The 15,200-nt window shown below is 73.7% G+C and carries 6 protein-coding genes; all 6 read left to right on the top strand.

The features are described 5' to 3' along the window. The first annotated feature begins 93 nt into the window (after positions 1-93). Genes LNK82_RS00765 through LNK82_RS00740 form a run of 6 tightly spaced genes read left to right on the top strand, consistent with a single transcriptional unit; the run spans position 94 to position 15,193 of the window. Entirely contained in the window at positions 94-1,797 is a 1,704-nt protein-coding gene (locus tag LNK82_RS00765) for an amino acid adenylation domain-containing protein (protein WP_230564915.1), read from the top strand. Continuing rightward, entirely contained in the window at positions 1,794-5,969 is a 4,176-nt protein-coding gene (locus LNK82_RS00760) for a type I polyketide synthase (RefSeq protein ID WP_230564914.1), read from the top strand. The genes LNK82_RS00765 and LNK82_RS00760 overlap by 4 nt, the downstream gene beginning before the upstream one ends. Next, complete coding sequence (locus tag LNK82_RS00755; RefSeq protein WP_230564913.1) at positions 5,962-7,149, top strand: MupA/Atu3671 family FMN-dependent luciferase-like monooxygenase; 1,188 nt, start codon at positions 5,962-5,964, stop codon at positions 7,147-7,149. The genes LNK82_RS00760 and LNK82_RS00755 overlap by 8 nt, the downstream gene beginning before the upstream one ends. Continuing rightward, positions 7,146-11,099, top strand: coding sequence for a non-ribosomal peptide synthetase (locus LNK82_RS00750; protein WP_230564912.1), 3,954 nt, complete (start codon positions 7,146-7,148; stop codon positions 11,097-11,099). The genes LNK82_RS00755 and LNK82_RS00750 overlap by 4 nt, the downstream gene beginning before the upstream one ends. After that, the gene (locus LNK82_RS00745) at positions 11,092-12,321 is read left to right on the top strand and encodes an MFS transporter (protein ID WP_230564911.1); all 1,230 of its coding nucleotides are present in this window, start codon (positions 11,092-11,094) and stop codon (positions 12,319-12,321) included. The genes LNK82_RS00750 and LNK82_RS00745 overlap by 8 nt, the downstream gene beginning before the upstream one ends. Beyond that, positions 12,311-15,193, top strand: coding sequence for a non-ribosomal peptide synthetase (locus tag LNK82_RS00740; protein ID WP_230564910.1), 2,883 nt, complete (start codon positions 12,311-12,313; stop codon positions 15,191-15,193). Before LNK82_RS00745 ends, LNK82_RS00740 begins: the two co-directional genes overlap by 11 nt. Positions 15,194-15,200 lie beyond the last annotated feature (7 nt).

The raw sequence follows: 15,200 nt of genomic DNA, 5'->3' as shown, positions 1-15,200 counted from the left end.
GGTGTGGGCGGGGCGCGGGCGGCGGGCCCGTGCCCGGAGTCCGGCCGACCTTTCCCGTGCGTCGACGACGGCCCGGCGCAGAAAGGACGCACCTTGTCCGGCGACAGCGACTGCATCCACCGGTGGTTCGAGCGGCAGGTGGGACCGCGTGGCGACGACATCGCCGTGGTCTCGGGGACGGACCGGCTGACCTACCGCGACCTGGACCTGCGGGCCAACCGGCTGGCCCACCGCCTGCGCGGGCTCGGCGTGGGGCCGGAAACGCCGGTCGCGGTGTGCGTGCGGCGCTCGACCCACCTGGTGACGGCCCTGCTCGCGACCCTCAAGGCGGGCGGCTGCTACCTGCCGCTCGACCCCGCGCACCCGGCCGACCGACTCGCCGCGATGATCGCCGACGCGGGCGCGACCGTGCTGGTCGGCGACGGCTCGGTGGACCTGCGCGCCGAGCACGCGGTGGACCCCGACGTGCACGACGGGCCGGACACACCGCCCGCCGTCGACGGCCTCGGGCCGGACAACCTGGCCTACATCATGTACACCAGCGGTTCCACCGGCCGGCCGAAGGGCGTCATGGTCGAGCACCGCAACGTGATCGGCCTGCTCACCGCCACCCGCGACCTGTTCGAGTTCGGGCCGCGGGACGTCTGGACGATGTTCGCCTCGGCCGCGTTCGACGTCTCGGTCTGGGAGATGTGGGGCGCTCTCCTGCACGGCGGCACGCTGGTCGTCGTCCCGGACCGGGTCAAGCGGTCGCCCGAGGAGTTCCGGGACCTGTTGCGGGAGCACGAGGTCACCGTGCTCAACCAGACACCGTCGGCGTTCGGCCAACTGGTCGACCTCGACACCACGGGCCTGAGCCTGCGGGTCGTGGTGTTCGCGGGCGAGGAGCTGAAGTTCGAGTCGCTGCGCCCGTGGTTCGACCGGCACGGCGACCGGAACCCGTTGCTGGTCAACATGTACGGCATCACCGAGACGACCGTGCACTCGACGTTCCGGGTGGTCACCGCCGCGGACCTGGGCACCGCGCCCGGCAGCATGATCGGCGGCGCGCTGCCCGGCCAGTCGATCACCCTGGTGGACCACGAGATCCACGTCGGAGGCACCGGCGTCACGCGTGGTTACCTCGGCCGGCCCGCGCTCACCGCCGAACGCTACCTCCCCGACCCGGACAGGCCCGGCATGAGGGTCTACCGCTCCGGCGACACCGCCCGGGCGGTCGGCGACGACCTGCGGTACACCGGACGGCTCGACCACCAGGTCAAGATCCGGGGTCACCGGATCGAACTCGGCGAGGTGGAAGCCGCGCTGCGCGGCCACACCGGCGTGCGCGACGTGGTGGTCACCGCCGCGCCCGACCCGTCCGGCGACCGGCGGCTGATCGCCTACTGGGTCGGCGAGACCGCGCCGGACCTGCGCGACCACCTCAAGCGCACGCTGCCCGAGTACATGGTGCCCGCCGCGTTCGTGCGGCTGGACGCGTTCCCGTTGACGCCCAACGGGAAGGTAGACCGGCAGGCGCTGCCCGACCCGGACAACGCGCGCCCCGACCTGGCCGAGCCGTTCGCCGCGCCCGGCACACCGCTGGAGCGGGCGATCGCGGCCATCTGGGCCGAGGCGCTCTGGGTGGACGAGATCGGCCTGGACGACGACTTCTTCGACCTGGGCGGCCAATCGCTGCTGGCCACCCAGGTCGCCGCGACCATGCGGGAACGGCTCGGGGTGGACGCGTCGCTGCGGCTGCTGCTCGACGAGCCGACGATCCGGTTGTGCGCCAAGGCACTGGAGCGCAGGTCATGAACGACGAACTCGAAGGCGTCGCGGTCATCGGGATGAGCGGGCGCTTCCCCGGCGCGCCCGACCTCGACCGGTTCTGGTCGATGCTGATGGCGGGCACGGACGGGGTCAGCCACTACACCGCCGAGGAACTGCTCGCCGCCGGCGTGCCCCGGGACCTGGTCGACGACCCGGCCTACGTGCACAGCGCGCACACGCTGGCCGACTTCGGCCTGTTCGACGCGGAGTTCTTCGGTCTCACCCGGACCGAGGCAGATCTCACCGACCCGCAGCAGCGGCTGCTGCTGGAGTGCGCCTGGGAGGCGCTGGAACGGGCCGGACACCCGTCGCCTGCCGACCGCACCGGCGTCTTCGCGGGCATCTCGGCCGCCACGTACCTCGCGGAACGCTTGGCGGACGAGGGCTTCGCGCACCCGATGCAGGTCCGGATCGGCAACGACCCGAGCATGGCCGCGACCAGGGTGTCCTACAAGCTCGACCTGTCCGGACCGAGCATGACCGTGCAGACCGCGTGCTCATCGTCGCTGGTCGCGCTGCACCTGGCGTGCCAGAGCCTGCTGACGCTGGAATGCGACCTCGCGCTGGCGGGCGGCGCGGCGATCCGGCTGCTCGGGCCGCGTGGCCACCTGCACGAGGAGGGCGGCATCCACTCCGCGGACGGCCGCTGCCGCCCGTTCGACGCGGACGCCACCGGCACCGCGTCCGGTGACGGCGTCGGCGTGGTGGTGCTCAAGCGGCTGGCCGACGCGGTGCGCGACGGCGACCACGTCCACGCGGTGGTGCTCGGCTCCGCGGTGAACAACGACGGTTCGGACAAGATCGGCTTCACCGCGCCGTCCACGGCCGGGCAGGCCGCCGCGATCAGCGAGGCGCTGGCCGTGGCGGGCGTCGACCCCGACACCGTCCAGTACGTCGAGGCGCACGGCACCGCGACCCCGCTGGGCGACCCGATCGAGGCCCGCGCGCTGGCCGAGGTGTTCGGCTCCCGGGCGGAACCGGGCCTGCTCGGCTCGGTCAAGGGCAACGTGGGCCACCTCGACGCGGCGGCGGGCATCACCGGGCTGATCAAGGTCGCGCTGGCCGTGGAACGCCGGGTCGTGCCGCCCACCGCGCACTTCACCCGGCCGAACCCCGAACTCGGCGCGATGCCGTTCCGGGTCAACGCCGAGCCCGCGCCGTGGCCCGACGCCGCGCACCCGCCGCGCGCCGGGATCAGCTCGTTCGGCATCGGGGGCACGAACGCGCACGTGGTGGTGCAGGCCGCACCCCCGCCGCGTGCCGACCCGCCGCGGCGGCGGTGGCAGGTGCTGCCGGTCTCCGCGCGCACCACGACGGCCCTGGACGCGGCGTCCCGGCGGCTGGCGGACCACCTGGCCGGTGACGTCGACCTGGCCGACGCCGCGTACACGCTCCAAGTCGGACGCGTGCCGTTCGCCCATCGGCGTGCGGTGGTCGTGGACGACCGGGCCGCCGCCGTCCGCGCGCTGACCCGCCCGCTCCGGACCGAGGCCGGCGAACCCGCCGTCGTGTTCCTGCTGCCCGGTCAGGGCAGCCAGCACACCGGCATGGGCGAGGAGCTCTACCGGGACGAGCCGGTGTTCCGCGACGCGATGGACGAGTGCGCCGAGCTGCTGCGCCCGCACCTGGGCTGGGACGTGCGCGAGGTCGCGTTCCGCGGAGACGACCTGCGGTCCACCCTGCACACGCAGCCCACGGTGTTCAGCGTCGACTACGCGATGGCCAGGCTGCTGGAGTCGTGGGGCGTGCGGCCGGACGCCCTGATCGGGCACAGCCTGGGCGAGCTGGTCGCCGCGTGCCTGGCCGGGGTGTTCGACCTGCCGGACGCGCTGCGCGTGGTGGCGACGCGGGCGGTGCTGATGCAGGACCTGCCGCCCGGCCGGATGCTGGCCGTGCCGCTGGACGAGGCCTCCGCCGACGCCGAGCTGGCCGGTCTGGTGAGCGTCGCGACGGTGAACGCGCCGGGCTCGTGCGTGGTCGCGGGCACCGAGGACGCCATCGCCGAGGCGCGCGAGCTGCTGACCGGCAGAGGTCTGGTGGTCAAGGACGTGCCGACGTCGCACGCCTTCCACACCGCCATGGTCGACCCCGTCCTGCCGGAGCTGGGGAAGGCGCTGCGCAGCGCCGCCCTGGCCGCGCCGCGGCTGCCGTTCGCGTCGAACGTGACCGGCACCTGGATCACCGACGAGCAGGCCGTCGACCCGGAGTACTGGGTGTCGCACACCCGGCAACCGGTGCGGTTCGCGGACGGTCTGAACGCGGTCCTGGCGCGCGGTGACGCGATGCTGGTCGAGGTCGGGCCGGGCGTCGTCCTCAGCGGACTGGCGCGGGCCAACCCGGCGCGCCCCGCCACGGCGGTCACGCTGCGACGCGGCGAACCGGAAGCGCGGACGGCGCTGGAGGCCGTCGCGTCGGTCTGGGAGCACGGCGGCCGGGTGGACTGGGCGGCCCTGCACGCGGGCGAGCGCCGGTTGCGCGTCCCGCTGCCCACCTACCCCTTCGAACGGCGTGAACACCTGGTCACCCCGGTCGGGAAGGCGAACCGCCGGGCGCCGGCGCAGTGGGCGTCGGCCCCCGTGTGGCTGCCGTCGCCGCCGAAGCGCGCGCCGCTCGAACCCGCCGTGTGGCTCGTGCTGGCGGACGACCTCGGTGTGGCGGACGCGCTCGCCGCGGAGTTGCCGGGCGAGGTGACCGTGGTGCCGCCGGGCGGCGAGGTGCCGGACGTGCGGCCGGACCGCGTGGTGCACGCGCGCAGCGTCCGCGCGCCCCACGACGCCGACGCGGCGACGCGGTACCGCACCAGCCAGGACGACGGCTTCCACAGCCTGCTGGACGTCGTGCGCGGCCTCGGCTCGGACCCGGTCCGGATCGACGTGCTCACCAACGACCTCCAGGACATCGGCCCGGTGATCCTCCCGGAGCGCGCGACCGTGCTCGGCGCGGCGACCGTGATCGCGCAGGAGTACGCGCACGTGTCGTGCCACTGCGTGGACGTGACGCTGCCCCGGGACGATCAGGACCGACGACGACTGGTCGACCACCTGCTCGCCGAGCTGTCCGCCGACCTCCGCGAGGACCAGGTCGCCTACCGCGACGGCCGACGCTGGACCCGGTCCTACGCCCCGGTCGAGCTGCCGGACGCCCAGCCGTGGCAGGAAGGCGCGACCTACCTGGTGACGGGCGCGGACGGCGAGCTCGGCCGGGCGTTCGTCGAGGACATGACGAAGGCCGGCGCGAAGGTCGTCACCGCCGAGCCCGAACACCTCGCCGACGTGGCCCGGCAGCACGACGTGCGCGGTGTCGTGCACGCGGCCGACACCAGAGGCGCGGGACTCATCGCCCTGAAGACCCGCGAGCAGGCCGAAGAAGTGCTGTCCGCGCACGTGGCGACCACGTTGCTGCTGGACGAACTGCTGCCGGACGTGGACTTCGTGCTGCTGTGCGGGTCCACCACCGGGGTCCTGGGCGGTTTCGGGCAGGCGGAGAACTGCGCGTCGGCCGCCTTCCTGGACGCCTTCGCGCCCGCGCGCGGCCGGCTGGTCCTCGACTGGGCGCAGTGGGCCTGGGACGACTGGCTCGAACAGCAGATGGCCGACCTGCCGGACGTGCGCGAGCGGTTCCGCCGCCAACGCCTCACCGAGGGCATCACCGCCGCCGAGGGCGTCGCGATCGCCCGAGCCGCGCTGGCCGCCGGCCACCACCGCCTGATCGTGTCCGCGGTGGACTTCCAGGAGGTGTTGGCGGCCAAGGACGGGCTGACCGCGTCCGCGTTCGTGGCGTCGCTGGGCGGCGGCAGCGCGGACGCCGACTGGGACCCGGCGCAGGTGTGGCCGGACGACGAGGTCGCCCGCGGCGTGGCGACGGTCTGGCAGGAGACGTTGGGCGTGGCCCGGATCGACCCGGACGACGACTTCTACGAGCTGGGCGGCAACTCGCTGTTCGCCATCCAGATCGTCTCCCGGCTCCGCCGGCTGCACGGCGACCTGCCGATGAGCGCGATCTTCGAGGCGCCGACGGTGACCGGCCTGGCCGCCGCGATCCGGGCGCACCAGGCGGAGTCGATCGGGCTGGACGAGTTCGACGCGCTCCTGCGGGAGATCGAGAACCTGTCCCCGGACGAGGTCGAGGCGCGGCTGAGGGGCGAGGGCGATGTCTGACGAACGCCGCCGGCAGCTGCGCGAGCGGCTGTCGTCGTTGACCCCGACGCAGCGCGAGGCGTTGGCACGCGCGATGCGGGAACGGGACGTCAAGGCGCCGACCGCGCGGCCGACGCCGAAACCGCCCCGCCGCACCCGGCGCGGGTCCAGCACCATGGACTTCAGCCTGTTCTTCTTCTCCGGCGACGGTTCGGTCGAGCGGCCGGACAACTACCGGCTGCTGCTGGACAGCGCCGAGTACGCCGACCGCAACGGCTACTCCGCGATCTGGGTGCCGGAACGGCACTTCGTGGACTTCGGCGGCCTGTACCCGAACCCGTCCGTGCTCGCCGCCGCCATCGCGGTGCGCACCGAGCACATCCAGATCCGCGCGGGCAGCGTCGCCGTGCCGCTGCACCACCCGGTGCGGCTGGCCGAGGAGTGGTCGGTGGTGGACAACCTGTCCGGCGGCCGGGTGGCGATCGCGTGCGCGTCCGGCTGGCACCCCGACGACTTCGTGCTCGCACCCGGCGGCCGAGCCCGGTACGCCAGCCGCAAGGACGACATGTTCGAGGCGATCGACCTGGTGCGACGGCTGTGGGCCGGCGAGACCGTCGACATCGACGGCGTGCCGGTCCGCACGCTGCCCCGGCCGCGTCAGTCCCGGCTGCCGCTGTGGATCTCCTCGCAGGGCAGCGTCGACACGTTCGTCCGGGCCGGTGAGATCGGCGCGAACGTGCTGACCGGCCTGGTCGCCCAACGGCCCGCCGACCTGCGGGACAAGATCACCACGTACCGCGAGGCGTCGAAGGAGGCCGGGCACGGCGACGGCCGGGTCACCGCGATGGTGCACACGTTCCTCGGCGAGGACGAGGACGAGGTGCGTGAGCAGGTCCGCGAGCCGCTCATCGACTACCTGCGGACGTTCCTGGCGCAGCAGGGCAACTTCGACAGCCGGTACAACGAGCTCGACGACGCCGGCCGCGAGGCGATGCTGGCCGCGACCTTCGACCGCTACTTCGAGGGCCTGGCGCTGCTGGGCACGCCCGACAAGGGCGAGTCACTGGTGGAGGACCTGGTGGACCTGGGCGTGGACGAGGCCGCGTGCCTGGTCGACTTCGGCCTGGAACCGGAGACCGTGCTGGCCGGGCTGCGGCGGCTGACCGAGCTGAAGGACCGCTACCGAGGAGCCCGACCGTGACCGAGCTGTCGGACCGGCTGGCCAAGCTCAGCCCGGCGCAGCGCGCGCTGCTCGACCAGCGGCTGCGCCGTGAACCCGCCCCACAACGAGGAATCGCCCGCCGTGCGCCGGGCCGGACCCACCGCCTCACGCTGGACCAGGAACGGATCTGGCTGATCCACCAGTTCGACCCGACCGACCCGGCGTACAACATCTTCTTCGCCACCCGCCTGCGCGGCGAGCTGGACGCGCCCGCGTTGCAGCGGTCGATCACGGCGTTCGTCCAGCGGCACGAGTCGCTGCGCACCACCTACGAACTGGCCGACAACCGGCCGGTCGCCGTCGTGCACGACACCGTGGACGTCCCGATCCGCCACGTCGACGTGGCCGACGAGCCGGAGATGCTGCGCCTGGCCGAGGAAGAGATCCGGGTGCCGTTCGACATCGCCACCGGGCCGCTGTTCCGGGTCACGCTCTACCGGCTCGACGACCGCGACCACCTCATGGTCGGCACCATCGACCACCTGGTGTGGGACCGGGCGTCGCTGGGCATCTTCGCCGACGAGCTGGTCGAGTACTACACCGCGTTCACCACCGGACGCGCGCCGGAGCTGCCCGAACCGGCCATCCAGTACGGCGACTACGCCGAGTGGCAGCCGCAGTGGATCGAGGACGAGGTGGCCAAGCGCCACCTGCCGTACTGGAAGAAGCACCTCGAAGGCGCCGAACTGGTGCTGGAGCTGCCGACCGACCGCCCGCGCCCCCCGGTGCAGACGTTCAACGGCGCGCGCCACCAGTTCCGGCTGACCGGCGAGCTCACCGCCGCCATCCGCGACTTCGCCCGCCGCGAGTCGGTCACGGTCAACGTGGCGCTGCTCGCGGCCTGGCAACTGCTGCTGCACCGGCTGACCGGCCGGCGCGACATCATCGTGGCCACCACCTCCTCCACCCGCAGCCGTCCGGAGACCGAGCAGCTCATCGGCTACTTCCTCACCATGCTGCCGCTGCGCGTGCGGGTCGAGCCGGACCGGGGCTTCGGCGAGCTGGTCGCCTCCGCCCGCGCCGCGATGTACGGCGCGTTCGACCACGGCGACATCCCGTTCGGCGTGCTGCTGGACGAGCTGGACGTCGACCGCGACCCCAGCCGCGGCCCGATCCACCAGACCACGTTCATCTTCGTGGACTTCCACCACGAGCGGCGCGGCGAGCTGCCCGGCCTGACCCAGGAATCGCTGCTGCTGGACAACCACACCGCCAAGGACGACGTCACGCTCGGCTTCTTCGACGACGAGGCGCTGGGCGGTGACGCGTTCCTCGGGCTGCTGGAGTACAACACCGACCTGTTCGACGAGGCGACCATCGTCCGGATGGCCGGGCAGCTGACCCGGTTGCTGGAGCAGGCCGTCGCCGACCCCGGCCGGCCGGTCGGCGAGCTGTCCCTGGTGGACGCCGAGCAGGCACGCCGGCAGCTCGTGGAGTGGAACCGGACCGACGTCGACCGCGAGCCCGACCTCACCGTCGACGAGCTGGTCCGCCGGCAGGCCGCCCGCACCCCCGACGCGGTGGCCCTGGCCTGCGGCGACCGCAGCCTGACGTACCGGGAGCTGGTGGCCGAGGCGGAACGGGTCGCGGGGCTGCTCCAGCACCGCGGCGCGGGGCCGGACGCGGTGGTGGCGGTGTGCCTGCCCCGGTCGTGCGACCTGGTGGTGGCGCTGCTGGGCGTGCTGATGTCCGGCGCGGCCTACCTGCCGCTGGACCCGGACCACCCGGAACGCCGCCGCGCGGAGATGGTCGAGGACGCGGGCGCGTTGCTCGTGCTCACCGAACTGCCCACCGGGACCGCGGACCACCGGCCGCCGGACCCGGACGGCGAGCGGCTGGCGTACGTGATCTACACGTCCGGCTCCACCGGGCGGCCCAAGGGCGTCGAGGTTCCGCACCGCGGCGTGGTGAACCTGCTGCTCGCCATGGCCGACGAGGTCGGGTTGGGCGCGGACGACGTGCTGGCCGCCGTCACGTCGGTGTCGTTCGACATCGCGGGCCTGGAGCTGTTCGGACCGCTGGCGGTCGGCGCCCGGTGCGTCGTGGTGACCAAGGAGCAGGGACAGGACGGCCGGGCGCTCGCCGCGCTGCTGGCGGACGTCGGCGCGACGGTCGTGCAGGCCACCCCCGCCACCTGGCACCTGCTCGTGGAGGCCGGGTGGCGGCACGGCGAGGCGTTGCGCGCGATCGTCGGCGGCGAGGCGTTGCCGCGCGCGCTGGCCGACCACCTCGCCGTCGGACGCACCTGGAACGTCTACGGACCCACCGAGACCACCATCTGGTCCACCGCCTGGCGGCTGGAGGACGGCGTGATCTCGATCGGCACACCGCTGGCCAACACGCAGGTGTACGTGCTGGACGAGCGGTTCGCGCCGGCGCCGGTGGGCGTGCCGGGCGAACTGTGCATCGGCGGCACGGGCGTGGCCCGCGGCTACCGCGGCCGGCCGGCGGCCACGGCCGAGCGGTTCGTGCCCGACCACCTGTCCGGCCGGCCCGGCGCCCGGCTGTACCGCACCGGCGACCGGGTCCGCCAGCGGGCCGACGGCAGCCTGGTGTTCCTGGGCCGCGACGACGGCCAGGTGAAGCTGCGCGGCTACCGGATCGAGCTGGGCGAGGTCGAGGCGCGGCTGGCCGACCACCCGGACGTGCGGCGCGCGGTCGCCGTCGTGCGCGAGGACCGGCCGGGCGACCGGCGGCTGGTCGGGTACGTGGAGACCGGCAACCCCGAGCTGCGGACGCAGGACCTGCGCGCGCTGGTGCGCGAGTCGCTGCCGGACTACATGGTGCCGTCCGCCGTCGTCGCGGTGGACCGGTTCCCCCTGACGACGAGCGGCAAGGTGGACCGGCGCGCGCTGCCCGTGCCCTCCGCCGAACGGGGCGAGGACTACGTGGCCCCGCGCGACCCGGTGGAGCTGGAGGTGGCGCGGGTCTGGGAGGAGGTGCTGGGCACCGGCCCGATCGGCCTGCACGACCGGTTCTTCGACCTGGGCGGCCACTCGCTGCTGGTGCTGCGGCTGATCGCGGAGATCGAGCGCCGGTTCGGGCAGGTCCTGCCGATGGCCGCGATCTTCCAGGGCGCGACCGTGGAGCGGTTCGCGCGGATGCTGCGCGAGGGCTACCACGAGGACCATCGCGCGCACCTGATCGAGCTGCGGGCCGGCCGAGCCGGGGTGCCGCCGCTGTTCTTCGCGCACCCGGCGGGCAGCGAGGTCGTCTGCTACATGCCGTTCGCCAAGCTGCTGGAGCCGGCCGACCGGCCGCTGTACGCGCTGGCGTCACCGCCGCCGGTGGACGGGCGCTCGCCTTTCGCCACCTTCGAGGAACGTGCCCGCGCCTACGCCGAGCTGGTCCGCGAGGTGCAGCCCAGCGGGCCGTACACGCTGGCCGGCTGGTGCTACGGCGGCGCGAACGCCTACGAGATCGGCCGGGCGCTGGAGGAACAGGGCGAGGAGGTGTCGGTCGTGCTGATCGAGTCGCACCCGCCAGCCCTGGAGGACGGCCCCGAGCCCGACCGGGCGCAGATCGTCGAAGCCGTGGCGGCCAACCTCCAGTGGGACTACCTCGACGGCCGCCGCACGCTCGACGACCTGCGGGCGATGACCGACGAGGAGCACCTGGACCACCTGCTCGCGATCGCCCGCGCGGCCGACTACCTGCCGCCGGACGCGGGCCGCGAGCAGATCCGGGCCGTGCTGGAGCTGTGGGTGGCGAACCTGCGGCTGCTGTGGGCCTACCGGCCTGAACCGCTGCGCGGCAAGGTGACGCTGATCCACGCAGCCGACGAGTCGCGCGAGCCGTTCCGGACCTGGCACTCCCTGGCACCGGACCTGGACGTGCGCGAGGCCCCCGGGAACCACTACACCGTGATGCGGCCGCCGCTGGTGGAGTCGTTGACGGCCCTGCTGCACGAGGTGACGCCGGATGCTTGAACTGCTCAAGGACAGCACCTACATCCGCTACTGGTTCGCGGTGGTGGCGTCGTTCCTCGGTGACGCGATGGCCCGGATCACGCTGATCTACGTGGCCGCGACGCTCAGCGACGCGCCCGCCGCGCTGATCGCGCTGGTGATCATCGCGCAGCTGCTGCCGACCGGCGTGCTGGGCGTGTTCGCCGGTCCGCTCACCGACCGGCTGCCCAAGCGGGTGCTGCTGGTCGGGTCCGACCTGGCCCGGGTGGTGATCGTGCTGGCCATGATCCCGGCGCTGGGCTCGTCCTGGCTGCTGCTCGCGCTGATCTTCCTGGAAGGCCTGGGCAAGACGTTCTTCGAGACCGCGCGGATCGCGGCCATCCCGGCGATCGTGGGCAACCACAGCATCCCGTCCGCGGTGGCGCTGTTCCAGAGCACCAACCACACCCTGAACCTGGTCGGCCCGGCGCTGGGCGGCCTGCTGATCGCGCTGGGCAGCGTGCCCGCCGTGCTGGTGATCAACGCGGCCACGTTCGCGGTCTCGGCGGTCCTGCTGGGCAGCATGGGCGTGCTGAAGAAGGTGCCCGTCTCGACGGGGCCGCCGCAGAAGTACTGGGCGGCGCTGCGCGAAGGGCTGCGCGAGGTGCTGCGGGTGCCGACGCTGCGGTTCCTGTTCGCGTTCCTGGTGCCCATGATGGTCGTGCTCGGCCTGTTCACCACCAACTTCAACGCCCAGCTGCTGACCGTGTTCGGCCTGCCGCCCGGCGAGTACGGGCTCGCGCACGCCGTGTTCGGCGGCGGGGCCGTGCTCGGCGCGCTGCTGGGACCGGTGATGGTCCGCAAGTACCCGGTGCGCGGGCTGCTGCTGGTCACCGTGGCGTTGTTCGGGCTGTCGCTGGCGGCGCTCGCGCCGACGGAGTGGCTGCGCGGGCAGCTCGGGTTCGCGTCGGTGGTCGTCTGGTGCCTGATCGCCGGGCTCGGGTCCAGCCTGTTCCAGGTGCCGATCGCGAACACCGTGCTGCGCGACCTGCCCGAGGTGCTGCGCGGTCGCGGCGTCGGGCTGCTCAACTCGGTGATGACCACCAGCATGGTCGTCGGGGTGGCCCTGGGCGGAATCACCGCGTCGTGGCCCGGCATCGCCGACTCCATCGTCTACGCGGGCCTGGCGTTGCTGGTGTGCTCCCTGGTGTTCGCGATCCCCGTCCGCCGAGCGACCCGCGTGGAGGCGACCAGTGGGCTCTGACCGGTTCCCCCTCTCACCCGCCGCGCAGCGGCTGTGGACGCTGTCGCGCATCCGGCCCGGCGACCCGTTCTTCAACCACCCGTTCGCGGTCGACGTCGACGGCCCGCTCGACGTCGACCTGCTCGGCCGGTGCCTGACCACGATCGTCGCGCGGCACGAGCCGCTGCGCTCCCGCGTCGAGGACGGCGCGCACGTGGTCGAACCGGTCGTGCCGATCGAGCTGTCCGCGGTGGACGGCGACGAGGAGGCCGGGCACCGGTTCGGGCAGGAGCCGTTCGACCTGGCCGCCGGGCCGCCGTTCCGGGTCCTGCTGCTGCGGCTGGGACCGGACCGGCACCGGCTCGTGGTCAACGTGCACCACATCGCCATCGACGGCCTGTCCCTGGACGTGTTCACGGCCGAGCTGGTCGCGCTGTACGGCGGCGAGGCGCTGCCGGACCTGCCCGTGCGGTTCGGCGACCTGCCGCCCGCGGGCGACGACCGCGACTACTGGACCCGCCGGCTGGCAGGCGCCCGGGACGTGATCGACCTGCCCACCACCGGGCCGCGCCCGATGACCACCGACCACCGGTCGGCCGGCCGCACCCGGCTGATCCCGGCCGACGTGCTGGACCGCGTGCGGCAGGTCGCGCGGCGCGGGCGGGCGACGACGTACATGGCGCTCAAGGCCGCCTGCGACGTCGTGCTGGCCCACTACGGCAACGACGACGTGCTGATGGGCATGGCGCTGTCCGGGCGGGACAGCTCGGCGCACGCGGCGCTGATCGGGTACCTGGTCAAGCCGGTGGTGCTGCGCACCGAACTCGGCGACGACCCGACGTTCACCGAGGTGCTGCGCCGCGTGCGCAACGACGTGCTGGACGCGCACGAGCACCCGGACCTGCCGCTGGAGGACGTGCTGGCGAAGCTCGCCGTGGTGCGCGACCCCAGCTACCACCCGCTGTTCCAGGTGATGTTCAGCCACGACGTGGAGGCCGCGCCGCGGGTCGTCGGCGCGACGACGTTCACCCGGCGGGCCATGGGGCTGGACAGCATGAAGGTCGAGCTGAGCATCGGGCTGCTCGAGACCGCGCGGGGCCTGGAGGCGGTGTTCGACTACCGGCGGGACCTGTTCGACGAGGCCGTCGTGGACTCGATGCTGGAGCGGCTGGAGGTCGTGCTCCGGCACGTGGGGGAGAACCCCGACCTCCGGGTGTCGGAGCTGCGGACGGCCGGCGTCGACCAGCGCGCGAGCCTGGCCGGGCCGGTGGAGCGGTGCGTGCACGAGCTGTTCGCGCGGCAGGTCGCGCAACGGCCGGACGCGCTCGCGGTCGACGCCGACCGGCGGTGGACCTACCGCGAGCTGGCCGAGGTCGTGGCCGGTGTCGCCGGGCGGCTGGCCGGGTTCGGCGCGCGGCCCCGGGTCGGGGTGTGCGTGGCCAAGTCGGCCGCGCTGCCCGCCGCCGTGCTCGGGGTGTTGACGGCGGGCGGGGTGTGCGTGCCGCTCGACCCCGCGCAGCCCGGGTACCTGTTGCGGGCCATGGCGGAGGAGTACGGCCTGGCGGTCGTGCTGGCCGATGAACGGGCCGAGCCGTTGTTCGCGTCGTCGCCGACGCCCGTGCTGCGGCTGGAGCAGTGGCCCGCCCGTGAGGTCACGGCCGCCGTGACACCCGCCGACCCGGCATTCGTGCTGCACACCGCCGGCGACGATCCCCGTGCGGTCGTCGTCGGACACCGGGCGTTCGCGAACTCCCTGCGCTGGGACCACGTCACGTCGTGGTCGATGTCCGGGTCGTTCGCCGGGGCGGCGACGATGGTCGAGGTCTTGGCGCCGCTGGTCAACGGTGGCACGCTCGGGTCCGGCACGGCGCTGTTCGACACCCCGGCGGCGATCGCCGAACTGCACGTCGCCGGAGGGCTGCCGGACGCCGTGCGCACGATCGTCACGACCGGCGCGGAACCGCCGGCGTCACTGCGCGTGGCCCTGCCGGACCGCGAGTTCGTCGACCTGTACGCCACCGCCGAGACGTCGGTGGCGCTCGTGAACGGCCGACCGCTGCCCGGCGTGCGGGCGTACGTGCTGGACGACCGGTCCCGCCCGCTCCCGCCCGGCGTGGTCGGCGAGCTGCACCTCGGCGGACACGGCCTCGCGGACGGCTACCTCGACGACCCCGACGAGACCGCCGCCCGGTTCCGACCCGACCCGTTCGGAGCCGACCCGTCAGACCCGGACGTCCGGGTCTTCGCCACCGGCGACCTCGCCCGCCTCGACCCGGACGGCACGGTGCACGTGCTCCGGCGGGCCGGCCGGGTCGACCTGGGCGTGGTCGAGTCGACCCTGCTCACCCACCCGGCCGTGCGGCGGGCGTGCGCGCTCGACGGCGAGAACGCGGTGGCCGTCGTGCGGCAGGGGATGTCCGCGACCGGCCTGCGCGACTGGCTGGCCGAACGGCTCCCGCACTACACGGTCCCGGCACGCGTGCAGGCCGTCGACACCCTGCCCGTGCTCCCCGACGGCCGACCTGACCGGGACGGCATCCTGCGGCTGTTGGCGGAGACACCGGACCGGGACGGCGAGGAACTGCCGCTCACCGACGCCGAGCAGACCGTCACCCGCGCGTGGACCTCCGTCCTCGGCCGCACGGTCGGCGCGCGGGAGAACTTCTTCGACGCGGGCGGCAACTCGTTGCTGCTCGTGCGGCTGTGCGAGGGGTTGCGGGTCGAGTTCGGCCGGCACATCAGCGTGATCGACCTGTTCCGCCACCCGACCGTGCGGGCGATGGCCGAACACCTCACGGGCGCGGCCGAGGCGACCGCGCCGGACACCGCCGAACGCGGCAGGGCACGGCAGGAGGCGCTGCGGGCGCGGGGCAGGGCCAGGCAACACCGGTAACGCGGGA

It is taken from the genome of Saccharothrix luteola (genome assembly GCF_020859565.1).
GTDB lineage: Bacteria > Actinomycetota > Actinomycetes > Mycobacteriales > Pseudonocardiaceae > Actinosynnema > Actinosynnema luteola.
Note: the sequence above shows the minus strand (reverse complement) of the source record. Positions and strands in the feature narration are given on the sequence as shown.

Excerpts from the sequence above, each read along its gene's own strand:
- LNK82_RS00760 (WP_230564914.1), top strand. The coding sequence starts at position 1,794 with ATGAACGACGAACTCGAAGGCGTCGCGGTCATCGGGATGAGCGGGCGC.
- LNK82_RS00755 (WP_230564913.1), top strand. The coding sequence starts at position 5,962 with ATGTCTGACGAACGCCGCCGGCAGCTGCGCGAGCGGCTGTCGTCGTTG.
- LNK82_RS00745 (WP_230564911.1), top strand. The coding sequence starts at position 11,092 with ATGCTTGAACTGCTCAAGGACAGCACCTACATCCGCTACTGGTTCGCG.